The sequence below is a fragment of the Sinomonas terrae genome (assembly GCF_022539255.1).
GTDB lineage: Bacteria > Actinomycetota > Actinomycetes > Actinomycetales > Micrococcaceae > Sinomonas > Sinomonas terrae.
The window spans coordinates 1,222,630-1,244,868 of sequence record NZ_JAKZBV010000001.1; the positions used below are offsets into that span (position 1 = coordinate 1,222,630).

A 22,239-nucleotide genomic window follows, 5' to 3' on the forward strand; every position below is an offset into this window, starting at 1 on the left:
ACGTGCGCCGCATCCGCGCCGTGGCCACCGTCCTGACCGGCTCGGTCCTCGCGTTGCCCCTCACCCTCGGAGCCGCTCGGGCCCCTGAGAGCGCCCCGACTGAGCTGTGCATGCCGCTCCTGATCTCCTGCGCCACCTCAACGCCGAGCCCCTCGGGGCAGGGGACTACCACCCTGGGCCCGGCCGCCCCCGGGCCGCTCCCCACAGTCCCCGGCACCCTGCTGCCGGGCCCCGGCTCCAGCTCCAGCGCCCCGGCGGCCCCGGGCGTCGGGTCGACCGCAAGTCCGGCCCCCACCGCGACCCCCGAGCCCACGTCCAGCGCCCCGGTGGCGGCGCCCCGGGACAGCGGGACGCCGGTCTTCACCAAGACGCCAGCCTCGATGGGCTCCCAGAGCCTGTCCTTCACGGGCCTCAGCTCGGTCAGTATCGTGACCGTGCCGACCGCCGACGGCAGCGGCCAGCGCGCCCTGAAGATCACCGCGGACTCGATCACCATCACGGGCTTCACCCTCACCGTGCGGCACGCCACCGGCCCCGGCCTCGTCACGTCGGCGGACAAGATGGTGCTGAGCGGGCACGTCAGCGTCTATCTGGGGTCGGTCACCGGCACGACCTCCAACGGGCACAGCCTGTCGCTCGGCACCGATACGCCTCCGCCGCTCGACGACGTCGCGCCCGGGCTCCTCAGGGTCACCATGGGTCTCGTCGGGGCCACGGCAGACTCGATCAGCTACACCAACACCGACCAGCGGATGGTGCAGCCCTAGCCTCCCTGCCGGGACCGGCCGCGGCGCTCCTGCGGGGGAGGCCCCGGCTCCTCCGCAGCCGGGTCTCCGAGCGCGTCGCTGAACCCCGGGCACCTTCGAACGCACCATGGACTGTCGAAGCTGGCTGTGCCAGGTGCCGAGGTACTGGACTGGTCCTTCTTCAGAGTCGAATCCCTTGTCGGCCCTCCAGCTCAGGCTGCTGGTGTCCGGGCTGCCGCTGAACGGCCCCGGTGATCCCGAGCCGAGGTCACGGCGCGTGACCGATGAGCACAGGCTCGTCTATCTCCTCGACGGCATGGCCTAGTGATGCTGTCCCGGCACCACTACCGAGAAACTCTGCCTCCTGCGGTGGAGGCAGGGTCGAGCTGAGGTTCAGATCTTGTGCGTGCCGGCCCGGCTGCGCCGACCGCTGCGCTAGGCGCGTTTTTACGTTGGAGCGGCGGGTAGATCCTTGGTGGCGTGACTGCTGCGAAGGCATTCGGTCCGGCCAGACCCATCGAATCCGCAGGGACTCCCTATAAGCAGGGACTCCTGTAAATGGGCGACGGCGGGAGATGGGTAAGGAGGGTTCTATGCCCCGCATTCCTCGGTCTTCCCTCCCCGATCGGGAGGAGATCCGCGATCGGCTCGACGGGTTCCTGAATCCGCCCCTGACGCTTGCCGGCGCCGCGATCGCACTCGTCGTCGTCTGCCAGATCGTCGCGCCTCCCGGCGTCCTGTGGGGTGCGGCACTCTGGGCGATTGCTGCCGGGCTTTACGTGCTGATCCTGCTCGACTTCGCCAGCAAGCTCGCCCTGTCGAGGGACCGTGCCGCCTACCTGCGCACCCATTGGCCCGACGCGGTGTTCGCGGTGCTGCCTGTCCTGCGCCCGCTGACGTACCTTCGCCGCCTGCACGTCTACAGGCTGATCGAGTCCCTGTTCGCACTGTTCTTCGGACGGCACCCCGACGGAAGAACGGCGCGTCTGGGAATGACGATCTTCAAGCGCCGTCAGCTGGGCAAACTGGGGCTCTCGACTCTGGTTCTCACCCTGATCTTCGCCGAATTGTTCTATCTAGCGGAGATCAACGCGAAGGGAAGTCAGATCTCGTCCTTCGGCGGTGCGCTCTGGTTCACGGCGTCCTACATCACGACCGTGGGCAGCGAGGTCTACCCGGTCACCTTCGCGGGAAGGCTGGTCGGTTGGGCCCTCATGATCTATGCCGTGACCGTCTTCACCTATCTGGCCGCCTCACTGGCCTCTGTCATGGTCGGCGGTGACAGGCAGCAGTCCGGCTCCGACCAGTCCGACGCCGACCAGTCCGGCTCCGACCAGACTTCGCCTGCGCCCGCCTCCGCCCCTGCCGCCCCGACGAACAACGGCGCTCGATCGTCGTCGGCCCCTTCGAAGCCGTCCGAGAGAGGAACGGGCGACGACGAGGAGCAGGCACGAGAACTGCTCCGTCAGGCCGAGGAACTGCTGGCACGTGCTCAGGCCCTGCTCGGCCCCGCAAGTGGACCGGAATAGCTCGAAGGCGTGAACGCCGCCGGCGGCGTCGCAAGCCGTCGGATATGCTCTCGCCGAGCGCGCATCTGCGCCGGTGGCAGCACGCGCTCTTTGCGGAGCGCCCGCGTCGCTCCGCCGGGACGAGCGAGGCGCTAATGCCTCGTCAGGAACCCTTCCACGACCGCCTGATCGATCTCGCGGCCCGGCTCATCGACGGACGCCGGCTCTGGGAGACGATGAAGGAGAACGCTCGGAATGCGAACTTCCAGGACGACGGCGGTGGCCTTCACCATGTTCTCAATGGCGCGCGAGACGGCTCTTAGCGATCACGCACTTGGCCTCTATCAGGGAGGATCGATGCTGTATTTCGTGCGCAACGCGCTTGAACCGGAGGCGGACAAGGGCATGCTCGGGCTTCAGGAGGACGTCGAGGATTCGGGTCTCTCGGAGTATTTCGATCAGGACCCAGACCAAGGAAGGATCAGTGCCGTCTGGTCTGTGACCATGGGGTCGCCGCGTTCGTCGAGTCAGCCACGACCCACGCCGCCTTCACTACGGATGCCCTGACCCTCGACAGCGTGGCCCGCCGAATACTCGGCCTCAAGGAGGAATCAACATATGACGTCCGGCCGCGCTTCCCTCTCTGATTCCGCGTGGACCCACCCGCTCTCAAGGCCGTTTGCGATCATCGGCACACTCGCCGTGGTCGGCGGCGGCTTGCTTTCCGCGATTACCGCTGCGGAACCCAGTTATCACGCCAGCTGGGCAGTTGCGTATATCGTTCTCGTGATTGGTGCGGCCCAGATCACACTCGGAGTGGCTCAGACCTCCCTCACCGATGCGGCGGTTCGGGGCCGCACCGTTGCGTGGGAGGCTATCTGCTGGAATCTCGGTAATGCCCTCGTGCTCGTCGGCACTCTGGTTGGCGCCACGGCCATCCTGTATGCCGGCATCGTCCTTTTTCTCGTGGCGCTCGTTGTATTCGCGGTCGCGCTCCGACACGGCCGCCGGGGGATCTTGCGCGGGGTCGCGTGGCTGGTCATCGTGGTCCTCTTCGTCAGCGCGCCCGTCGGCGTTATCATCCAAGCTCTCACGGGTTGAGGTGACGGGCCCGGTGCTCCCTCACGCACCGAATTGGGTCGTGGCCGGACCCGCCACTCCTAGTGGCCTACCCTCGGGTAGGGTTCCAAAACCCACCGACTCGCACCTCTGTGAGGCTGCCGTCAGCCCTCATGGGACTGCTGGGACGCCGCGGCGTTCGCGTCTAGGTCCGAGAGTTCGAGCTGGACCGCTGGCCGGGCTGGGAAGGGGCGACTCGACCGTGGTCGTAGATCAGGGCCGACATGGATCAGCTCGCCGGAGTCCATGAGACGCCACCGCGGATCGTCGTCCATCCGCTTCGTGGCGACGAGGACGCGATCCGAGATGTCGTGGCTGCGGACGCTGATGCGAGGGCTCGTGGCCTCAAGGACATGGGAAGCCGTGGCTGGCCCGGCGTGGTCCTCCCGTACGTAGAGCTCGTGCGACTCGGGATAGCGCAGGGCCCACAAGTCAGTGGCCGTCGTGATGATGAAGTTCAGGCTGAAGATCGGTAGTTTTCCCGCCATCCACGAAACGGCGTTGACGATACCTTCCTCAAGGTTCCCATTGGCGTGACGGGTTTCGGCGGTGATGAGGGCGAACATGCGCTCACTGTCAGTCTCACCATGCACAAGCCCTGCCCCTCCTACATCCTCGAGCCGCCGCTCAAGCTTGTCCAGCCCAGCGAAGGCTCCATTGTGTGCGAAGAGCCTGCCGGCCTGCTCGAACGGATGGGTGTTGGCGTAGGTGTGCGCCCCCGTGCTTGCGTACCGAACATGGGCGATGAAGGTGGTGCTTTCGAGGCTGCGGGCTTCCCGGGCGAACGCTCGGTCCTGCCAAGCGGCCAAGGCTTGCTTCTCCACCCTCGGTCGTCCCTCTGGGGTGAAGACGCCCACGCCCGTTCCGTCAGGCTCTCGGCGGCTCTGCTCCAAGAGGCTTGACGGGGCATTCAGCAGCCAGAAGGTTGCCTTGGCTCGCGCCCGTCCTGAATGAAGTCCGAACAGTCGGCACATCGCCCCTCCCAGCGCCTTTTTGACGGCGGGTGTCGTCGACAGTTGGCCACACTCTACTCGCCCACCGCCTACAGTTCGGAACACGAGTGATGGCTCCAAGATTGCTGACGGTTCGCCGAATCCTCTTGGCACTGGGACGCGGTAGAGGAAGCTTTCTCTATGGGGACTCGTCTTCACCGGCCGGTAGCGGGGCCGAGGGAAGGCGGGTCCCCATACTGCCCCATCCTGGGCCATGGCCCCGGCGCACTGAGCAGAAACCTGCTCGCTCAGCACAGCGGCGAGACGGTCTGATCGACCGCGGCCTGCAGGCTCCGGCGGATCAGCTCCTGCTCGTTGAACGCTGGAATGACGATCGAGACTTGGCGCACCAAGCTGGTCGACGTTCCGCTCAGCCCCTCGCCACCCATCCGGTCTCTCCTCCCGCTTTCCGCCCGGCCTACGTCCGCGGTGCCTCTCCGAGAGCCGAGCGAAGAGCTGCGGGATCGAATGTGCCTTGCTCCCGAACCGCAGCAGCCCATCGTCCAGGATCAGTCAGATGCTCGCGGGCAAAGGCTGCGACTGGGTCCGCAGGTTCGTGCATGGATGCCCACCCGAGGTAGGGAAGATTGCGTTCGTAGGCGAGGACGAACGTCATCAGGAACGCCCCGGCGCGCTCGCGAAGATCGTCGTCTGCCGCGAGGTAATCGATCTGTGGGAGGGCAGCAAGGGCGAACGCTTCCGTGTCCTCGGTCGCGTCTTCCGGCGGCCTGGGAACCTCACCGGTTTCGAAGACCTTCAGGGCCACGGGAAGAGCATTGTCCCTTAACTCATCGCCCTGGTCATCACAGATGCCGTCGAGGACCTCCCTATAAGCAAGCGTGTTGGCGACGTTCGCAGACATGATGCTGCAGGCGGCGCCCAAGGACGTCTCGCCGTCGTCCTCCCTTTTTTCTTGACTCATGAATCCGTCCGCCACGGTGCTGGCAAGCATCCCCACGGCTTCACAGATCTGATGCCTCGCCGCGGGCGTCGCAGCGGGAAAGTCACCGGCAAGCGTCTGCAACGTACGGGGCGGTAGGAGCGCCAGTGCAGTTCGGGCGGTCGGTTCGTCTGTCGGCCAGAGGCGTCCATCGAAACCCATCAGGGTCCCGGTCTCGGGGTCGGCAAGGGGGCAGAGCATGGACAGGACGTCGTGTGCTTTGTCGGCGTGGGTCACCCTCACTGTCTCCCCGCTCATCGCGGCTCTCAACCCATTGGATCGGCAGCTTCTGTCGACGAGGCAAGCGGACGCACCAAGGATCCGGAGGGCCCAGAGGGGCCCGGAGTCCGTTTTATTGGAGTCCGGGCTCCTCTCGATTGAGGAGGATCTCAGGGGGTCGGCTCGACGAGGACCCTAACGTCCCAGGGCCCGAGCTCGATCTTCTCGAGCTTCGCTTGCCCGGCGTCGAAGAGATCGTCCATCGCCCGCGGCGTGGCGAGCGTATGCGGATCGCGGCCCCAGTTGTGGAGGAAGTGAATCCGGCGCCCATCGCCCCCGGTGGCCGAATGGACTGTCACCGACTCGGGCATCTCATCCCACTCCTGCTCCCGAACCCAAGCCGGGGAAGCCCAGCGGATGACGTCGGCTGCGAGCTCCACATTCGGAAGCGTGCCGACGACGGTAATCCGGCCCTCCCCGGCCTCGTTGCTGGTAATGGCGGGGTAGCGGCCGAACTCGGGATGCTCGTAGCTCGCGACGACCTGTGCCTGGTCTTCCTCGAGGTAATCAAGCCAACGGCTGCCACGGCTTGCAGTCGAAAGGCTGAGGCCCGTTGATGACGTGAGTTCGAGATCGACGTCGAGCTGGGAGAACTCCTGATAATGGACTCCCGCCGCATCCGCGAGCCGCGCAGGCTTGGTCTCGAGCCGCGCGCGTGCCTCCTCGTCGGCGTATGCGGTACGCATCCCGAGGATGAGGTGCCCACCCGCCTCAGCGTAGGCAACGAGCCAATCGAGAAGCTCGTTGTCGGCGATGTACAGCCCCGCAGCGACGAGGACCGGCAACTCGCGGGCGAGCTGCGCTGGATCGAGCCGTGCACCAGAAGTAGAGTCCACGATTTGGCGGTCGTGGAGAATCCTGACCGGCGCCCCAGCCTGGAACGATCCGTGGTAAAAGGCCTCGAAAATGCGCTGGTAGGAGCGTTCGTCTCCCTTCATGGGGGCTTCGGCGAGGAAGCACGGTTGGCCCGCGAGCCCCCATTTCGATTCGTTCGAGTAGATCATGCCGATTGCTGCGTCGGGTTTGATTCCCACCAGAGCGTCGCCCGCGGCTTCGAGTTCCGCTCCGAGGGCTGAAAGTTCCCTGTAGACGCGGCCCGGCTTCTGATCGTGGGGGAGGACTCCGACCCAGAAGGTCTCGGTGCCGTAATGGTTGGTTGCCCAGTGCCAGTACTCGATCATCTCTGCGCCGCGAGAGATGAAGGCATAGGCCGCTTGCCGCCATTGTCCGTCAAAAGCGGGGTACTGCATCGCCGAGCCGCCGATGGCGCCCGCGTTGGTCTCGGTGACGAGGAACGGCGCCTGCTTCGATGAGTACATGCGGTCTGCGCTCTGGAAGAGGCTCCAGGCTCCGCTGGTTGCCCACCCGCGAGGCGACGAGCCGGACTGCGGGACCGCGAAGGCCTCCTGCATGGCGTAGTACGGGTTTCCGGCAGTGATGTCGAAGGACCTCGTCATGTCCTGGTCGTGTTGGGATGGTCGGTCGTACGCAATGCAGGTCGTCACGAACTGCTCGGGCGTGGCGTATTCGCGCACAATGCCCGTCTGCCATTCCAGGAACTCAGTAGTGAGGCGTGCTTGGAAGCGCCGCCATGCGAGGTCATACTGCGGTTGGGCGTTGTTGTCCGGCGTCCACAGGTCGGCCCAGGTCGAGAGCTGGTGCGACCAGTAGACGAGTCCCCACGCCCTGTTCAGATTTTCGACAGTGCCGTATTGATGGCGCAGTTCGTCAGTGAAACGCTGGAAGACGCCTCGATTGTGGAAGGCGAGCAGCCCTGGTTCATTGTCGACCTGATACCCGATCACAGCGGGATGGTCGGCGAATCGGCCCACGATCTTCCGGATGACGCGCTCGGCGTGGAATCGGAAGGCCGGGTGGGTGTAATCCACTTCCTGACGCGCGCCCCAGCCAAGCGGCTGTCCGGTACGGGTCTCGCCAGCAATCTCGGGGTACCGGCGGGCGAGCCACATGGGTACCGCGTAGGTCGGAGTGCCGAGGATGACCGAGATGCCCCGCGCATGGGCACCGTCCAGCACGGGGGCCATCCACTCGAGGTCGAACTGGCCGTCCTCCGGCTCCCACTGGGACCAAGTGGATTCGCCCACCCGAATCACCGTCATATGGGCAGCTGCCATGAGATCGAGATCCTGCTCGAGACGGGGGGAGGGTTGATATTCGTGGTAATAGGCGGCACCGAAGAGGACCTTGCGGGGTCTGGAAGACATGTCACTGCTTTCGTTGTAAATGTGGCAATTCAGTAAGCGAGGTGAACGCGGCCGCCCGTCAAGCGAGGTGAATGCGGCAATGCGGAAAGGGACGGACGACGCCGATTGGCCGGCTCACGCTTTGACGGCGCCAGCTCCCAGTCCCGACTGCCAGTACCTCTGAAGGAAGAGGAACGCGATCATGAGAGGGAGCACCGAGACGAGCGAACCAGTGATGACGGTGGAGAACAGAGCCTGTGAGCCCGAGCCCGCGGCGGACGCGGCCTGCCATTGAGCCAGACCGACGGGGAGCGGGAACAGTTCTGGGCTGTTGAGCATGATGAGCGGCAGGAAGTAGTTGTTCCACGTCGCCACCAGCGTGAACAGCAGGACCGTGATCGAGCCAGGCACGAGCAATCTGGACACGATCTGGAAGAAGATCCGCATCTCGCTCGCCCCGTCGACCCGGGCGGCTTCGATGAGCGAATCCGGCACGGCTTCGGCGGCGTAGACCCGCATGAGATAGACGCCGAACGGACTTACGAGGGACGGGAGGATCACGGCCCAGGGGGTGTTCGTCAGCCCTGCCCCCGCAAATAGCAGGTACGTCGGGATGGCGAGGGCAGTCATAGGGATCATGACGGCGCCCAGCACGATGGCGAACATCGCCGTCCCGCCAGGGAACTTGTACTTCGCGAACGCGTAGCCTGCCGCCGTCGCAAGCGCAGACGCCCCGAAGCCGCTGGTGATCGCGTAGAAGAGACTGTTGAGGATCCAGTGCCCGAAGACGCCGTTCTGGAATGTGAAGACGTCGTGCAGGTTCTGAATGAGGCTGAAATGCGAGAACCAGAGCCCGAAACTCGTGAACAGGTCGGCGTTCGACTTAGTGGAGGAGACGACGAGCCAGAAGATCGGCAGCAGGAAGTACACAAGGCACAGCAGCATGACTACGGTCAACAGGGTGCTCTTGGGTGCCCTCTTGCGGCGGCGCGGAGGCGCCTCGGTGCGGCGCTGGGTTGCTTGTTCCGCGACGGAGACTGTCATGCGGCGTCCTTCCTTCTCGCGCCCAGCTGGACTGCGTAGCTGACCGCCATGATGACGATGCCGAGAAGGAAGGCGATCGCCGCCGCATAGTTGTCGTCCTGGTTCACGAAGGAGAGCTGGTATGCGTACATGTTGGGGGTGTAGTCCTGCCCGATCGCCACAGGCGCGATGACCCGCAGGAGGTTGGGCTCGTTGAAGAGCTGGAACGATCCGATGACCGAGAAGATCGTCGTCAGGAGGAGCGCACCCTTGATCGCGGGGACCTTGATGCTCCAGGCAATGCGCCATTCGCCAGCGCCGTCGACGCGCGCTGCCTCGTAGAGTTCGGACGGGATCGACCGCAGCGCGGCGTACATCACGATCATGTTGTAGCCGACGAATCCCCACGTCACGATGTTCATGATGGAGAACAGGACATTCCCGCCTGCGAGGAAGTCAGGGGTGGGTAGCCCGAGAACCTTCGCGAGCTGGGCGAAGGGGCCGAAGTCCTTTCCATAGAGATAGCCCCACATGAGCGTCGCCACGACGCTTGGGATCGCGTACGGGAGGAACACTCCAAGGCGGATGATGCGCTGCAGCCGCAGCATGCCGCTGTCTAGGGCCAACGCGAACAGCAAGGACAGTCCGAGCATGATCGGCACCTGGATGATGAGGAACAGGGCCATCCGCCCCACTCCACCGAGGAATGAAGGGTCGGAGAGCGCCCGGATGTAGTTCTCGAGACCGACGAAGGACACCCCGCCAATGAGCTGCTTCCTGTAGAACGAAAGGTATCCGGCATAGACCAGGGGTACGGCAACCATCAAGGTGAAGACGGCCATGAAGGGTAGAGACAGGGCGTAGGCAGCGGCATACTGTCGACGCCGGGCACGGTTCACGCGTGCCCTTGGCCCTGTTCGCGGGGCCGTGGCGCTAGCTGGCAATGGTGAACCCCTGTCCCTTGGCGTACTGCACGAGGTCGTCCTGCCAGGCTGTTAGGGCCGCGTTGAGGTCTGACCGGTTGCCGATCGCCTGGCCCATCGTCTTGTCGTAGCTCGTAGCGGCGTAGTCGTTGAAGGGCAGGAACTGGAAACCCTCCTTCACGGTCTTGGAGATGTCCGTGAATTCCTGATTGACCTTCTGACCGCCATAGAAGCTAGACGTGGCATTGGCGAAAGCAGGGTCGGCGAGGATCTTGGTCGATGACGGGAAGAGGAATTGCTCGTTGGCAAGGGTGAGAGCCGACTTGTCGTCGGTGTTGATGAACTTGGCGAGCATCGCCGCAGCGATGGGGTTCTGGGAGCTCTTGAGGACCGCGTCCGTCGAGCCGCCATAGTTGCCGCTCGAAACGCTCGTGGCGTCCCACTGCGGCAGGGGAGCTGCACGCCACTTCCCGGCGGTGCTCTTGGCCGTCCCCTGGAGGAAGACGGGTCCCCATGCACCTGTAAGCCACGACGCATACTTCCCGCTGTTGAGAGCCTGGTACCAGGCATCCACGAAGTCCGGCTCGTTTCCGATGTTCCCCGACTTGAACAGGTCGTTCCAGTAGGAGGTCACCTTTTTGCAGGCGGCGTCTCCGCTGAGGTTGATCGTGACGGTCTTCGCGCCGTCGTAGGCGAAGGGCCGCCCGCCTGCCTGCCAGAACAGCGCAAGCATGTTGGCCTCCGAACTGGGTGCCCAGTTCGTCAGCAGGCCGGAGCCGGACTTGCCACGATAGGAGGTAGCGGCGGTTGCGAAGTCGTCCCACGTCTTCGGGACGCTCAGGCCAGCAGCGGAGAAGAGGTCTTCCCTGTAGAGCATCCCCATGGGGCCCGTGTCCTGCGGTACCCCGTAGATACCCTTGCCCCCGGGCGTGATCCCGTCCCAGACCCAAGCCGGGTAATCCGACTTCAGGCCCCCGATTCCGTAAGGGGTGAGGTCCAGCAGGCTGTCGGTGAGGGTGAACGAGGGGAGCTTGTCGAACTCCATCTGGACGACGTCGGGTGCGCCCTTCCCCGCCTGAATGGCGGCACGGAGCTTCTGATAGTGGGGCGCGCCTTGGCCTACGTTGACCACTTCGACCTTGATGGCCGGATACGCCGCCTGGAACATATCGACTTCCTTCTGGATGTTGGGCACCCAAGTCCAGAACGTCAGATTCGAGGCCTTCTTCATCGCCGCATCAATGTCGGATTGCGAAACGGGAGAGGCCGACGCGCCGGCGGACGAGGAGCCACCGTTTCCGCAAGCGGCGAGGACACTCGCGCTGAAGGCAGCAAGGGGAATCGCTGCCAGGATCGAACGGCGTGAAACTTCTCGGGTCATTTGCTCCTGCTTTCACGGTTGTTGATCGGTGCGGCCTGGCAGACGAAAGTGGCGCGCCGCAGCGCCAGGACCGCAAGCGGGCCTGTTCGTCTGAAGTGATGTGACGGCTAGCCGGAGATGTCTGGGCGCGGAGTCTGCGACGAGTCGCGGACCACGAGCTCGGTCGGCAGCCGAACGATGGAATCCTCTGACGTGCTGCCTTCAACCAGCTGAATGAGTTCCCTTACGGACCGTTCGGCTGCAGCTGCGAAATCCTGGCGAACTGTCGTCAGGGGAACCATTTGGAATTCCGCTTCGGGAACATCATCGAAGCCGACAATCGAAACGTCGGCAGGAACGTTGAGACCTCCTTCGGTGAAGGCACGAATTGCGCCCATCGCCATATGGTCATTCGCAACGAAAACCGCGGTGACGTTGCCGCTGACGAGCGATTTCCCTGCTTCGTATCCCGAGCGCGCTGACCAATCGCCTTCTACGACAGGTCCCGGCTTCAAGCCGACCTCGGACATTCCCAGAAGCCAGCCGTCTCTCCGCTGGGCGGCGGCGTACCACTCAAGTGGGCCTGCGATGTGCGCGATGCGACGATGCCCCAGGTCGAACAAGTGACGAACAGCGGCCGCGGCGCCCCCAACCTGGTCGGTGTCCACCACCACGTGACTCGGCGCATCGTCCGAGAGCGGACTGGTGCTCACGACGGGCAAGCCCGCGAGTGCCGACCGGGACATGTGGAGAACTCCCATGGCCCCAGACACCAGAATGCCCTCGACGCCTCGTCCCAAGAGATATGAAATTGCGTCCGCCAGTTCTGCCTCGGAGGAGGATCGAATGGTGGAGAGTGTCAGGGAATATCCCGCCTTCCACGCTGCCTGTTCCAAGCTGAAGAGGCCTGCAGTGGGCCCATAGAGTGGGCTGGCGGTCGTTATGAGTCCGATCTGGTGGGTCCTCTGAGTGGCGAGGGCCCGCGCAGCAGCGTTCGGGCGGTATCCGAGCGCCTTTACCGAGCGCATCACGAGTTCGCGTACTTCTGCGCGCACGTTGGGTTCGTTGTTGACGACCCGGGACACCGTTTTGGCGGAAACCCCGGAGTGGGCAGCGACGTCCGCGAGGGTCGTGCCTCCGCCCTTTATCTGCACCTGGGTCTCCTCCTTGACAGCGCTGTCAGCCGTGGAAGTGATCTAAGCCTGCTCTGACAGCGCTGTCAAGAGGGAGCGCAGAACCTTCCCCCGAAGCGCGGGTCATGCCCGGAGTTGGAGGCGTCGTGCTTAGGATGACGCCGTGACCGAGACCCCCGCACCCCGCGCCCCCGGAGTCCGCGAAGTTGCTGCCGCCGCTGGTGTCTCCCGCCAGACGGTCTCACGGGTGCTGAACGATTCGCCGAGCATCCGCCCCGAGACGCGGGAGCGGGTGCTCGCCGCGATGGCCGAGTTGCAGTTCCGCCCGAATCGCGCTGCGCGGATGCTGACGACGGCGCGTTCGCACACTATCGGGGTGCTGGCTTCGTCGGCGTCGTCCCTGTACGGGCCGGCGTCGAGCCTGGACGCGGTGGAGAACGCGGCGCGCGAGGCGGGCTATTTCGTCACGGTGGCTCACGCGGCTTCGCCGGCGAGGGAGGAGATCCTGGCGGCGCTCGAGCACCTCGTGGACCAGTCCGTGGACGGGATGGTGGTGATCGCGCCGCAGCAGCGGGTGCAGGACGCCATGGCGTCGGTCTCCTTCGGCGTCCCGACCGTCGAGCTGCACGGCGCCGGCGACGCGGACGGGCTGGCCGTGGACCAGGCGGAGGGGGCCCGACTCGCGGTCCGGCACCTCGTTTCGCGGGGGCACCGGAGGATCCTGCATGTGTGCGGGCCCTTGGACTGGGCGGAGGCCCGCGCCCGTAGGGAGGGCTTCCTCCTGGAGGCCGAGGCTACGGGGGCGGAGGGGAGCGTCTCGCGCGAGGGGGACTGGACCGCTGCCTCCGGCGCACAGATCGCCGCCGAGCATCTCCCCGGCCGAGGCATCACCGCGGTGTTCTCCTCTAACGACCAGATGGCCTTGGGCGTCCTGCATGGCGCCCGGAAGGCCGGTCTCAGGGTGCCCGAGGACCTCGCCGTCGTCGGCTTCGACGACATCCCCGAAGCGGCCTTCTTTGCCCCGCCCCTGACGACGGTGCGGCAGGACTTTGCCGAGCTCGGCCACCGGGCGGTGGCTCGGCTCGTTGCGCTGGTTGAGGGTCGCGATGTCGCCTTCGCCGAGCCCGTCGCGCCGACGCTCGTGAAGCGCGAGTCCGCCTGACCCTTGCCGTCGCCCTTTGGGGCATGCATACTTCTGAAGAGGAATGTGACCGGTCACAAGATGATAGGGAAACGATATGACGCGAGAGCCGAAGCCCGACCGTGGGCGCGAGGCGATCCTGCAGGCGCGCACCGCGCTGGGCATCGAGCTCGGTTCGACGCGGATCAAGGCGTGCGTGGTCGACGCCGACGACCCCTCGATCGTGCTGGCCGTCGGGAGCCACGAGTGGGAGAACGAGTTCGCCGAGGGGATGTGGACGTACTCTCTGGAGTCGGTCTGGTCGGGCCTGCAGTCCGCGTACGCGGGTCTGGTCGAGGACGCCGAGCGCCGGCACGGGGTGCGCCCGGAGGCGTTCGGCGCGATCGGCGTCTCGGCGATGATGCACGGGTACCTGGCGTTCGACGGCGAGGGCGATCTCCTGGTGCCGTTCCGAACGTGGCGGAACACGACGACCGGGCTGGCTGCGGGCGAGCTCACTGGGCTGTTCGGGGTGAACATCCCGCTGCGCTGGTCGGTCGCCCACCTGCACCAGGCCGTGGTCGACGCCGAAGCCCACATCCCGCGCATCCGGTTCTGCACGACGCTGGCCGGCTACGTCCACTGGCGCCTCACCGGCCGGAAGGTCCTGGGCGTGGGGGACGCCTCGGGCATGTTCCCGATCGATGCGGACACCAAGACGTACGACGCCGCGCTCGCCGCCCGCTACGACGAACTGGCCGGGGGGCGGGTGCCCAAGCTGGTGGACCTGCTGCCCGAGGTCCTCGTCGCCGGCCAGCCCGCGGGGGAGCTGACCCCCGAGGGCGCGCGCCTGCTGGACCCGACAGGCGCACTGCGCCCCGGCATCGCGCTGTGCCCGCCGGAGGGCGACGCCGGCACGGGGATGGTCGCGACCAACTCGGTGGCGCCCCGCACGGGAAACGTCTCGGCTGGGACGAGCATCTTCGCGATGGTCGTCCTGGAACGGCCGCTGGCCGGTGTCCACCACGAACTGGACCTGGTCGCGACCCCGGCGGGGGACCCGGTGGCGATGGTCCACTGCAACAACGGCGCGAGCGAACTCGCCGCCTGGGCGGGGCTCTTCGGCCGCTTCGCCGCCGTCGCCGGCGTCGCCCTGGACCCGGACGCGGTCTACGGCGCCCTGTTCTCCGAGGCGTTGGCGGGGGAGGCCGACGCCGGGGGGCTCCTCGCGTACAACTACCTCGCCGGCGAGCCGATCACCGGCCTGGAGAGCGGGCGCCCCCTCGTGGTGAGGACCCCGGACAGCCGCCTGAGCCTGGGGAACTTCGCCCGCGCCCAGCTCTACGGCGTCTTCGGGACCCTCGCCCTGGGCATGCGGGTGCTCGCAGCCGAGGGGGTCGGCCTCGACCGGATGTTCGCCCATGGGGGCATGTTCCGCACCGCCGGGGTTGCGCAGCGGTTCCTGGCCGGCGCCTTGGGGGCGCCGGTGTCCGTCGCCGAAACCGCTTCGGAGGGCGGCGCGTGGGGGATCGCGGTCCTCGCCGCTTACTTCTCGGCCGCCCAGACGGGCGCCGAACGCGCGGACCTGGGCGCCTGGCTGTCCCGGCACGTCTTCGCCGGCTTCGCCTTCGAGACCGTGGACCCGGACCCGGAGGACGCCGCGGGCTTCGCTGCCTACCTCGAACGGTACCGCGCGGGCCTGGCGGTCGAGCAGGCTGCCTCCCACGCAATCCCGCTCAAGAGCGCGACACCACCGGAATCAGACCCAATCCCATCGACAGAAGCCGCCGCGAAGGACGCGACGGCCCTGGAAGGACCCCTCGCATGACCTACGAACCCGACTCCCCCGCGATCCGCAGAGTGCGCGAGCAGGTCGCGGCCCTGCACGCCGAGCTGGTCCGCTACGGCTTGGTCGTGTGGACCGGCGGCAACATCTCCGGCCGGGTCCCGGGCGAGGACCTGTTCGTCATCAAGCCCAGCGGCGTCCACTACGACGTGCTCGCGCCGGAGGACATGATCCTGTGCACGCTCGACGGTGAGGTGGTGCCGGGCTCGCTCGGATGCGAGCGCTCGCCGTCGTCGGACACCGCCGCGCACGCCTACGTCTACCGGAACATGCCCGAGGTCGGGGGAGTGGTGCACACCCACTCGACGTACGCGACCGCGTGGGCCGCCCGAGCCGAGCCCATCCCCTGCGTGATCACGGCGATGGCGGACGAGTTCGGGGGAGAGATCCCGGTGGGACCGTTCGCGATCATCGGCGACGACTCCATCGGCCGCGGTGTCGTGGCGACCCTGTCCGGGCATCGCAGCCGGGCCGTGCTCATGCAGAACCACGGCGTCTTCACGATCGGCAGGGACGCGCGCGATGCGGTCAAGGCCGCGGTCATGGCAGAGGATGTCGCGCGCACCGTGCACATCGCCCGTCAGGGCGGCACCCCAGTGCCCATCCCGCAGGACGCGATCGATTCCCTCTTCGACCGCTACCAGAACGTCTACGGACAGAACCCGGAAGGATCCCTCGCCTGATGCCCAAGCTCACCACCGCCCTCGACGCCTACGAGGTGTGGTTCCTCACCGGCAGCCAGCACCTCTACGGCCCCGAGACCCTCGCGCAGGTTGCCGAGCAGTCCCGCCGGATCGCCGAGGAGCTAGACGGCGCCAAGGCCGTGCCCGTCAAGGTCGTCTGGAAGCCCGTCCTGACCGACGCGGACGCGATTCGCCGGATGGCGCTCGAGGCCAACGCCGATGACCGCGTGATCGGCCTCATCGCCTGGATGCACACGTTCTCCCCGGCGAAGATGTGGATCACGGGCCTGTCCGCGCTGAGCAAGCCGCTCCTGCATTTCCACACCCAGGCCAACGTCGAGCTCCCGTGGGGCGAGATCGACTTCGACTTCATGAACCTGAACCAGGCCGCCCACGGCGATCGCGAGTTCGGCTACATCCAGTCCCGCCTCGGCGTCCCCCGCAAGACCGTCGTCGGGCACGTCTCCGACCCCCGCGTGAGCGAGAGGATCGGCACTTGGGCGCGCGCCGCCGCCGGCTGGGCCGCCACGAAGTCCCTCAGGCTGGCCCGCTTCGGGGACAACATGCGCTACGTCGCGGTCACCGAGGGCGACAAGACCGAGGCCGAGATCCGGCTCGGCGTCCAGGTCAACACCTGGAGCGTCAACGAGCTCGCCGCCGCGGTCGACGCCGCCAGCCCGGCCGACGTCGATGCCCTCACCGCCGAGTACGAGGACCTCTACGATGTCGCCCCCGAGCTGCGCAAGGGCGGCGACCGCCACCAGTCCCTCCGGGACGGGGCCGCGATCGAGCTCGGCCTGCGCTCGTTCCTCGAAGAGGGCGGCTTCGGGGCGTTCACCACGAGCTTCGAGGACCTCGGCTCGCTCAAGCAGCTCCCGGGGCTGGCCGTTCAGCGGCTCATGGCCGCCGGCTACGGGTTCGGCGCCGAGGGCGACTGGAAGACCGCGATCCTCGTCCGGGCCGCGAACGTCATGGGCGCCGGCCTGCCCGGCGGGGCCTCCCTGATGGAGGACTACACCTACGACCTCACCCCCGGCGCCGAGCGGATCCTCGGCGCCCACATGCTCGAAGTCTCCCCGTCCCTGACCACCTCCCGTCCGACCCTCGAGGTCCACCCCCTCGGCATCGGCGGCAAGGACGACCCCGTCCGGCTCGTGTTCACCGCGGACCCGGGGCCCGCCGTCGTCGTCGCCCTCTCCGACATGCGCGACAGGTTCCGTCTGGTCGCGAACGCCGTCGAGGTCGTCGAACCGTCCGCCCCGCTGCCCAAGCTCCCCGTCGGGCGTGCCGTGTGGAAGCCGGCCCCGGACTTCCAGACCTCAGCTACCGCCTGGCTGGAAGCCGGTGCGGCCCACCACACGGTCATGAGCACGGCCGTGGGCATCGAGGCCTTCGAGGACTACGCCCGCATCGCCGGCACCGAACTCCTCGTCATCGACCAAGACACCACCACCCGCGGCTTCGCCCACGAGCTCCACTGGAACGCGGCCTACTACCGGCTCGCACAGGGGATCTGATCCGGGAAGACGACGGCGGGCACCCTCGGTGGGTGCCCGCCGTCGTCCGTGTGGGGTTCAGCCCTTGAGCCCCGAGCCGGCCACGCCTTCGACGATGCGCCGCTGGAGGAAGAAGTAGATGATGACGAGCGGCAGCGCGCCGAGGATCGCTGATGCCTGGATATCCGCGAGCCGCTGCCCGTAGGAGCCTTGAACCGTGGCGAGACCGACGGGGATGGTCATGAGCTTCGGGTTCGAGAGCGTGAACAGCGGAAGGATCAGGTTGTTCCATACCGTGACGAACGTCAGGATCCCGACCGCCGAGACCACTGGCCGCGAAAGCGGCAGGATGACTGACCAGTAGATGCGCCAGTAGCTCGCGCCGTCAACCCGCGCCGCTTCCTCGAGCTCCCGGGGGAGCCCGCCGAAGAACTGCTTGAAGATGAAGACGGCGACGACGGCCGGGACCTGGGGGAGGATCACCGACCAGTACGTATTGAGCAGTCCCATCCCCGCGAGCTCTTGGAACACGGGCACCACGAGGACTTGGGTCGGCACCATGATCCCGGCGAGGACGAGCAGGAACACGAGCTTGCGCCCGCGGAACTGCATGCGCGAGAGCGGATAGGCCGCCATCGACGCGAAGGCCACGGTGAGGATGACCGTGAAGGCCGAGGTGATCGCGCTCGCGAGGTACCAGTTCCACAGGTCGCCCGAGCCGAGCAGCACTGAATACGAGTGGCCCGTGAGCTGGGTGTCCGAGAGGATTGCGGGTGCCCCGAGGGAGGCGGTTGCGTTGGAAGTGAGCGATGTCTTGATCGCCCAGATCGTCGGCAGGAGCCAGAGGAGGGCCAGCAGGCCGAGGACGACGGCGGACGCTAGCTTGAATCCGCGGGCCTCCTTTCCGTTGAGGGCCTTGGGCGAGGCAGGGGCGGGAGCAGCCGCGGTGAAGACCCGACGGCTCCGGGATGTCTGGATCGTCGCCATGTCAGGCCCTCGCATCCTGTGCCCGGGTGAGCAGCTGTCGGGCCGCCGCGATCAGCAGGATCGCGATGAAGAGCAGGACCGACGCGGCGGATGCCGCTCCGACACGGTCGCTCGTGAAAGCGGTGTTCGCAATGAAGGTGAGCGCGACGTTTGTCGACTGTCCTGGCCCCCCGCTCGTCATGAGGTAGATCTGGTCGAAGATCTTGAGGCTCGCGATGATCTGCAGGAGGATCACGAGGGTCGTCGTCCGTCCTAGGAGCGGGATGGTGATGAAGCGGATCTGCTGCCACGGGGAAGCGCCGTCGACCGCCGCGGCCTCATAGAGCTCGCGAGGGATGTCCTGCAGCGCGGCCAAGTACAGGATGAAGTTGAACCCGATGGTCCACCACACGGTCGCGGCCGCGACTCCGGCCATGGCCCAGGCGGGGTCGGCGAGCACCGGAGTGGGTGCGAGGCCGAGGAATGCCTGGAACTCGTTGAGCAGGCCCGTGTCCGGAGTGAAGATGAACGACCAGATCAGGGCAATCGACGCCGAGGGCAGGATGAAAGGGACGAAGAAGGCCAGCCTGAAGAACCACTGGCCGCGGCCCACCCGATTGGTCAGAATCGCCATCACGAAGCCGAGCACCACGAGTGGAGGCGTCGTGTAGAGCGTGAACTGGACGGTGTGCCACATGGCGTTCCAGAAGTCCGGTCGCGTGAGCATCTCCGCATAGTTAGCCAGCCCGGCGAAGGTGCCGAGGCCGGAGCGGACCAGGCTTGTGTTGAAGAAGCTGGCCACGATCATGTACAGCGTCGGGCCGATGAGGAAGGCGAGATAGATCACGGCGAACGGTGCGAGGAAGAGCCACGCGGGGCGGCTTTGGCGGGTGCCGCCGCCCAGTGAGCCAGCCTTCGTCGGCGTCGCTCTCAAGGTTCTGGGGGTGGAGGTCGTGATGGTCGTCATGGGTTTGCTCCGCTCTTGCTTGATCCCCGTCAGAGGGGATTTGCCGCATTCAGGTACGGGGAGAGCTGCGAGTTGATGCTCGCGAGGGCAGCGTCTGGGGAAGCGAGGCGCTGCTGGACGAGCGCGGTCTGCGCTCCGACGATGTTCTCGAAGACGGAACCCGAGCCCGAGTACCAGGCGAGGGCGTCGTAGTGGGTGTACTGGGCGACCTCCGAATAGCTCGCCTGCGGCTCGAGCTTCTGGTATTCCGAGCTGTTGAGCGTTGGGAGATAGGCCGGAATGTGGCCGCCTTGGGCCCACGTCATGCTCTGTTTGAGCATGGCCGCGATGAAGTTCATCGCGAGTTGGGTCTGTTCTGGGGTGCGTGCCTTCTTCGGCAGGACGAATGTGTGGGAGTCCGCTTGGGCGGCCTTGCGGTCGAAGAGCTGGGGCACCGGCGCCATTCCGAACTTGAGTCCCTTGACCTTCTGCGCCGTCGTGAGCTCCCATTCGCCCTCAAGGTAGAAGGCCGCCTTCCCGGTGAACATCATCGTCTCCGCTCCGGCGTAGTCGGTGATGGGCGCGAGCCAGCCCTGCGTGCTCATCCGCTGGATGTAGGCGAGCGCCTTCCGTGCGAGGTCCTCCTTGACGGTGATGCTCCGTCCGCTGTCGCCGAGGAACGGCGTGCTGCCGTCCATCTGCGAATAGAGGGTCTGGAAGAAACGCCAGGGTGTTGCGAAGTCGCCCACGGTTGCGGAGGCGATCGCATAGCCGCCGGTGGCCTTCTTTGCCGCCTCGAGAGCGGCCTCCCACTGGTCCACTCCCTTGATCGGCTTGAGCTTGCCGTTGCCGTCGAGCAGCCCGGCCTTCTCGCACACGTCGACGTTGTAGAACAGTACGAAGGGGTGTGTGTCGAGGGGAATCGCGTAGTTCTGCCCTCCGCGCTTCTGGTTCGCCCACGCGTTCTGGTTGAAGTCCGACGCCGCGAGCCCGGCGCCTGCGAGCATCTCATCCGTGATGGGGGTGAGCAGGTCAGCCTCGGCGAGGTTCTGCATGCGGGTCAGGTGCGAGACGGCCACGTCCGGAGGCTGGCCTCCCACCGTCGCAAGGGTGAGCTTCGTGTAGTAGGGATCGCCCCAGGCGAAGGTGGCGGCAGTCAGGGAGTTGGATCCGTGCTGCTTCGTGTAGGTGTCGAGCATGGTCTGGAGCCGTGCGCCGTCGCCGCCGCCGAAGAGGTTCCAGAACGTGACGGTCGAGGCGTCGAGTGCGCTTCCAACCAGCCCGGCGCCGATCGGCGCGTCGCATCCACTCAGCAGGGGCGCCGCCGCGAAGGCTGCGGCTCCGGCCATGAGGCCGCGGAGAACGGTCCGACGCCCGACGGCGCCGGCCCCCTGCGCGTTCATTGCTCACGCCCCAACTCGATGACCGTCCAAGATACGGGCGGAAGCGTCACGTGGACGAGGTTGCCCTCCTCCTTGGCGAGGCCCTCACGAGGCACGACGGCGCCAGGTTCTTCGGCGCTGTTGCGACGGTACGGGTCATCGTCCGTCAGCGAGCTCACTTGGCGAACGCGGGCGCCCTCGAGGGCAGCGAGGTCGATTTCGACATCGATCGTCGTCCCCGCAGTCCTGTTGACGAGGAAGACGGCTCCCGATTCCGAGTCCTCGTCCCACGTCGCGACGCCGTCGACGCTCGAGACGACACCGTGTCCGGCGGTCTCGTGCATCGGGGACTTGAGGTGAAGAGGGACTGCGACTCCTCGAGCCAGCCGCGCGGCCTGAGCGAAGGGATGGAAGATCGTCTGCCGCCACGCAGGGCCGCCGGGCTCAGCCATGATCGGGGCGATCACGTTGACGAGCTGCGCCTGGCACGCGGCAGTGACCCGGTCGCTGTGCTTGAGCAGCGAAACGATGAGCCCGCCCACCACGACGGCGTCGGCGACGTTGTACTTGTCTTCCAGGAGCCGCGGGCCGACGGGCCAGTCGTCTCCCGTCGGGACCTTGGACTCCTCGCGGGACTGATACCAGACGTTCCACTCGTCGACGGAGATCGAGATCTTCTTGCTGCTGCGCCGCTTGGCACCGACGTGGTCTGCCGTTGCGATGACCGCCTCGATGAAGTGGTCGAGGTCGACGCCAGAGGCGAGGAATGTCGCGAGATCCCCGTCCTTCTCCTCGTAGTAGCGGTGCAGCGAGATGTAGTCGACTTCGTCGTAGCAGGCCTCGAGCACCGTGCGCTCCCAGTCGCCGAACGTCGGCATGAAGGGCCCGGAGCTTCCGCAGGCGACAAGGTCGAGGTCGGGATCGATCATGCGCATGGCGCGGGCTGCAGTCAGAGCTGCGGTGCCGTACGCTTCGGCGTCCATGTGGCCGATCTGCCAAGGTCCGTCCATCTCGTTTCCGAGGCACCACATCCGTACCCCGTACGGCTCCTCGTGCCCATTCGCACGCCGAAGGTCCGCCATCGCTGTCGGCGCCGTGCCGTTGACATAGTCGAGCAGGTCGACCGCATCGAGAACTCCGCCCGTCCCAAGATTCACGGCCCACATGGGTTCGACGCCGGCCTTGGCACACCAGCTCAGGAACTCGTCCGTGCCGACCTTGTTGGGCTCGAGACTGTGCCACGCGAGGTCCAACCGCGCAGGTCGGTCCTCAGCTGGGCCGATGCCGTCGCGCCAGCGGTAGCCGGAGACGAAGTTGCCGCCCGGGTAACGGACGATCGTTGCGCCGAGTTCGCGGACGAGTTCGAGGACGTCAGTCCGGAAGCCTTCCTCGTCCGCGCTCGGATGGTCGGGTTCGAAGATGCCCGTGTAGACGCAGCGCCCGAGATGCTCGACGAAGGAACCGAAGATGCGGCGGGAGACTGGCGCGAGGGCTTGGCGCGGATCGAGCACGCCACGGGCGATGGTGGGGGACGACATAGGACTCCAATCGGTTGCGGCGCCTACTGGCGAGA

At 66.4% G+C, this 22,239-nt stretch carries 22 protein-coding genes; 10 read left to right on the forward strand and 12 right to left on the reverse strand.

What is annotated here, in order from left to right:
- Positions 1–2 precede the first annotated feature (2 nt).
- The 6 genes from L0M17_RS05695 to L0M17_RS05720 all read left to right on the forward strand — a co-directional run bounded on the left by L0M17_RS05695 (position 3) and on the right by L0M17_RS05720 (position 3,355).
- Positions 3–767, forward strand: coding sequence for a hypothetical protein (locus tag L0M17_RS05695; RefSeq protein WP_241052716.1), 765 nt, complete (start codon positions 3–5; stop codon positions 765–767).
- A gap of 175 nt (positions 768–942) precedes the next feature.
- Entirely contained in the window at positions 943–1,071 is a 129-nt protein-coding gene (locus L0M17_RS05700; RefSeq protein ID WP_241052719.1) for a type II toxin-antitoxin system RelE/ParE family toxin, read from the forward strand.
- 268 nt (positions 1,072–1,339) lie between these two features.
- A complete protein-coding gene (locus L0M17_RS05705; RefSeq protein WP_241052722.1) occupies positions 1,340–2,275 on the forward strand; it encodes a potassium channel family protein in 936 nt (311 codons plus the stop codon).
- Positions 2,276–2,409: 134 nt separating this feature from the next.
- Positions 2,410–2,577, forward strand: coding sequence for a hypothetical protein (locus tag L0M17_RS05710; protein ID WP_241052724.1), 168 nt, complete (start codon positions 2,410–2,412; stop codon positions 2,575–2,577).
- The gene (locus L0M17_RS05715; RefSeq protein ID WP_241052726.1) at positions 2,555–2,821 is read left to right on the forward strand and encodes a hypothetical protein; all 267 of its coding nucleotides are present in this window, start codon (positions 2,555–2,557) and stop codon (positions 2,819–2,821) included. The genes L0M17_RS05710 and L0M17_RS05715 overlap by 23 nt, the downstream gene beginning before the upstream one ends.
- 51 nt (positions 2,822–2,872) lie before the next feature.
- Positions 2,873–3,355, forward strand: a complete 483-nt coding sequence (locus L0M17_RS05720; protein ID WP_241052728.1) for a hypothetical protein — start codon at positions 2,873–2,875, stop codon at positions 3,353–3,355.
- 122 nt (positions 3,356–3,477) lie between these two features.
- Here L0M17_RS05720 and L0M17_RS05725 read toward each other — a convergent pair whose 3' ends face one another.
- The 8 genes from L0M17_RS05725 to L0M17_RS05760 all read right to left on the reverse strand — a co-directional run bounded on the left by L0M17_RS05725 (position 3,478) and on the right by L0M17_RS05760 (position 12,248).
- Positions 3,478–4,347: a class II glutamine amidotransferase gene (locus L0M17_RS05725; protein ID WP_241052730.1), complete on the reverse strand. Its 870-nt coding sequence runs from the start codon at positions 4,345–4,347 to the stop codon at positions 3,478–3,480.
- A 266-nt stretch (positions 4,348–4,613) separates the two neighbouring features.
- Positions 4,614–4,754, reverse strand: a complete 141-nt coding sequence (locus L0M17_RS05730; RefSeq protein WP_241052732.1) for a glycosyltransferase — start codon at positions 4,752–4,754, stop codon at positions 4,614–4,616.
- Positions 4,755–4,783: 29 nt separating this feature from the next.
- Positions 4,784–5,563: a hypothetical protein gene (locus L0M17_RS05735; RefSeq protein ID WP_241052735.1), complete on the reverse strand. Its 780-nt coding sequence runs from the start codon at positions 5,561–5,563 to the stop codon at positions 4,784–4,786.
- A gap of 131 nt (positions 5,564–5,694) precedes the next feature.
- Positions 5,695–7,809 (reverse strand): beta-galactosidase, encoded by a 2,115-nt coding sequence (locus tag L0M17_RS05740; RefSeq protein ID WP_241052737.1) that lies wholly within the window; start codon positions 7,807–7,809, stop codon positions 5,695–5,697.
- 114 nt (positions 7,810–7,923) lie between these two features.
- Positions 7,924–8,832: a carbohydrate ABC transporter permease gene (locus tag L0M17_RS05745; RefSeq protein WP_241052738.1), complete on the reverse strand. Its 909-nt coding sequence runs from the start codon at positions 8,830–8,832 to the stop codon at positions 7,924–7,926.
- Entirely contained in the window at positions 8,829–9,653 is an 825-nt protein-coding gene (locus L0M17_RS05750; protein WP_241052739.1) for a carbohydrate ABC transporter permease, read from the reverse strand. Before L0M17_RS05750 ends, L0M17_RS05745 begins: the two co-directional genes overlap by 4 nt.
- A 91-nt stretch (positions 9,654–9,744) precedes the next feature.
- Positions 9,745–11,115 (reverse strand): ABC transporter substrate-binding protein, encoded by a 1,371-nt coding sequence (locus tag L0M17_RS05755; protein WP_241052740.1) that lies wholly within the window; start codon positions 11,113–11,115, stop codon positions 9,745–9,747.
- A 107-nt stretch (positions 11,116–11,222) separates the two neighbouring features.
- Positions 11,223–12,248 (reverse strand): LacI family DNA-binding transcriptional regulator, encoded by a 1,026-nt coding sequence (locus L0M17_RS05760; protein ID WP_372497991.1) that lies wholly within the window; start codon positions 12,246–12,248, stop codon positions 11,223–11,225.
- Between the two features lie 142 nt (positions 12,249–12,390).
- On the opposite strand from L0M17_RS05760, the gene L0M17_RS05765 reads away from it, so the two are divergent.
- The 4 genes from L0M17_RS05765 (at position 12,391) to araA (ending at position 17,393) form a co-directional block, all read left to right on the forward strand.
- Entirely contained in the window at positions 12,391–13,389 is a 999-nt protein-coding gene (locus L0M17_RS05765; protein ID WP_241052741.1) for a LacI family DNA-binding transcriptional regulator, read from the forward strand.
- Between the two features lie 76 nt (positions 13,390–13,465).
- Positions 13,466–15,175 carry a xylulokinase gene (locus L0M17_RS05770; protein ID WP_241052748.1) on the forward strand — a complete coding sequence of 570 codons (1,710 nt, stop codon included), beginning with the start codon at positions 13,466–13,468 and terminating at the stop codon, positions 15,173–15,175.
- Positions 15,172–15,876, forward strand: a complete 705-nt coding sequence (locus L0M17_RS05775) for an L-ribulose-5-phosphate 4-epimerase (protein ID WP_241052750.1) — start codon at positions 15,172–15,174, stop codon at positions 15,874–15,876. The genes L0M17_RS05770 and L0M17_RS05775 overlap by 4 nt, the downstream gene beginning before the upstream one ends.
- Positions 15,876–17,393: an L-arabinose isomerase gene (gene araA, locus L0M17_RS05780; protein WP_241052756.1), complete on the forward strand. Its 1,518-nt coding sequence runs from the start codon at positions 15,876–15,878 to the stop codon at positions 17,391–17,393. The genes L0M17_RS05775 and araA overlap by 1 nt, the downstream gene beginning before the upstream one ends.
- Before the next feature lie 57 nt (positions 17,394–17,450).
- On the opposite strand, the gene L0M17_RS05785 is transcribed toward araA, so the two are convergent.
- Genes L0M17_RS05785 through arfA form a run of 4 tightly spaced genes read right to left on the reverse strand, consistent with a single transcriptional unit; the run spans position 17,451 to position 22,204 of the window.
- Positions 17,451–18,359: a carbohydrate ABC transporter permease gene (locus L0M17_RS05785; protein ID WP_241052757.1), complete on the reverse strand. Its 909-nt coding sequence runs from the start codon at positions 18,357–18,359 to the stop codon at positions 17,451–17,453.
- A 1-nt stretch (position 18,360) separates the two neighbouring features.
- Entirely contained in the window at positions 18,361–19,305 is a 945-nt protein-coding gene (locus tag L0M17_RS05790; RefSeq protein WP_241052759.1) for a carbohydrate ABC transporter permease, read from the reverse strand.
- A 29-nt stretch (positions 19,306–19,334) separates the two neighbouring features.
- Entirely contained in the window at positions 19,335–20,687 is a 1,353-nt protein-coding gene (locus tag L0M17_RS05795; RefSeq protein WP_241052761.1) for an extracellular solute-binding protein, read from the reverse strand.
- Positions 20,684–22,204: an arabinosylfuranosidase ArfA gene (arfA, locus tag L0M17_RS05800; RefSeq protein ID WP_241052764.1), complete on the reverse strand. Its 1,521-nt coding sequence runs from the start codon at positions 22,202–22,204 to the stop codon at positions 20,684–20,686. The genes L0M17_RS05795 and arfA overlap by 4 nt, the downstream gene beginning before the upstream one ends.
- Between the last annotated feature and the right edge of the window lie 35 nt (positions 22,205–22,239).

Coding starts and splice junctions, on each gene's coding strand:
- L0M17_RS05770 (WP_241052748.1), top strand. CDS start 13,466: ATGACGCGAGAGCCGAAGCCCGACCGTGGGCGCGAGGCGATCCTGCAG.
- L0M17_RS05710 (WP_241052724.1), top strand. CDS start 2,410: ATGCCTCGTCAGGAACCCTTCCACGACCGCCTGATCGATCTCGCGGCC.
- L0M17_RS05755 (WP_241052740.1), bottom strand. CDS start 11,115: ATGACCCGAGAAGTTTCACGCCGTTCGATCCTGGCAGCGATTCCCCTT.
- L0M17_RS05750 (WP_241052739.1), bottom strand. CDS start 9,653: ATGGCCGTCTTCACCTTGATGGTTGCCGTACCCCTGGTCTATGCCGGA.
- L0M17_RS05715 (WP_241052726.1), top strand. CDS start 2,555: ATGGCGCGCGAGACGGCTCTTAGCGATCACGCACTTGGCCTCTATCAG.
- L0M17_RS05795 (WP_241052761.1), bottom strand. CDS start 20,687: ATGAACGCGCAGGGGGCCGGCGCCGTCGGGCGTCGGACCGTTCTCCGC.
- L0M17_RS05725 (WP_241052730.1), bottom strand. CDS start 4,347: ATGTGCCGACTGTTCGGACTTCATTCAGGACGGGCGCGAGCCAAGGCA.
- arfA (WP_241052764.1), bottom strand. CDS start 22,204: ATGTCGTCCCCCACCATCGCCCGTGGCGTGCTCGATCCGCGCCAAGCC.
- L0M17_RS05720 (WP_241052728.1), top strand. CDS start 2,873: ATGACGTCCGGCCGCGCTTCCCTCTCTGATTCCGCGTGGACCCACCCG.
- L0M17_RS05740 (WP_241052737.1), bottom strand. CDS start 7,809: ATGTCTTCCAGACCCCGCAAGGTCCTCTTCGGTGCCGCCTATTACCAC.
- L0M17_RS05730 (WP_241052732.1), bottom strand. CDS start 4,754: ATGGGTGGCGAGGGGCTGAGCGGAACGTCGACCAGCTTGGTGCGCCAA.
- L0M17_RS05745 (WP_241052738.1), bottom strand. CDS start 8,832: ATGACAGTCTCCGTCGCGGAACAAGCAACCCAGCGCCGCACCGAGGCG.
- L0M17_RS05785 (WP_241052757.1), bottom strand. CDS start 18,359: ATGGCGACGATCCAGACATCCCGGAGCCGTCGGGTCTTCACCGCGGCT.
- L0M17_RS05705 (WP_241052722.1), top strand. CDS start 1,340: ATGCCCCGCATTCCTCGGTCTTCCCTCCCCGATCGGGAGGAGATCCGC.
- L0M17_RS05735 (WP_241052735.1), bottom strand. CDS start 5,563: ATGAGCGGGGAGACAGTGAGGGTGACCCACGCCGACAAAGCACACGAC.
- L0M17_RS05775 (WP_241052750.1), top strand. CDS start 15,172: ATGACCTACGAACCCGACTCCCCCGCGATCCGCAGAGTGCGCGAGCAG.
- L0M17_RS05790 (WP_241052759.1), bottom strand. CDS start 19,305: ATGACGACCATCACGACCTCCACCCCCAGAACCTTGAGAGCGACGCCG.
- araA (WP_241052756.1), top strand. CDS start 15,876: ATGCCCAAGCTCACCACCGCCCTCGACGCCTACGAGGTGTGGTTCCTC.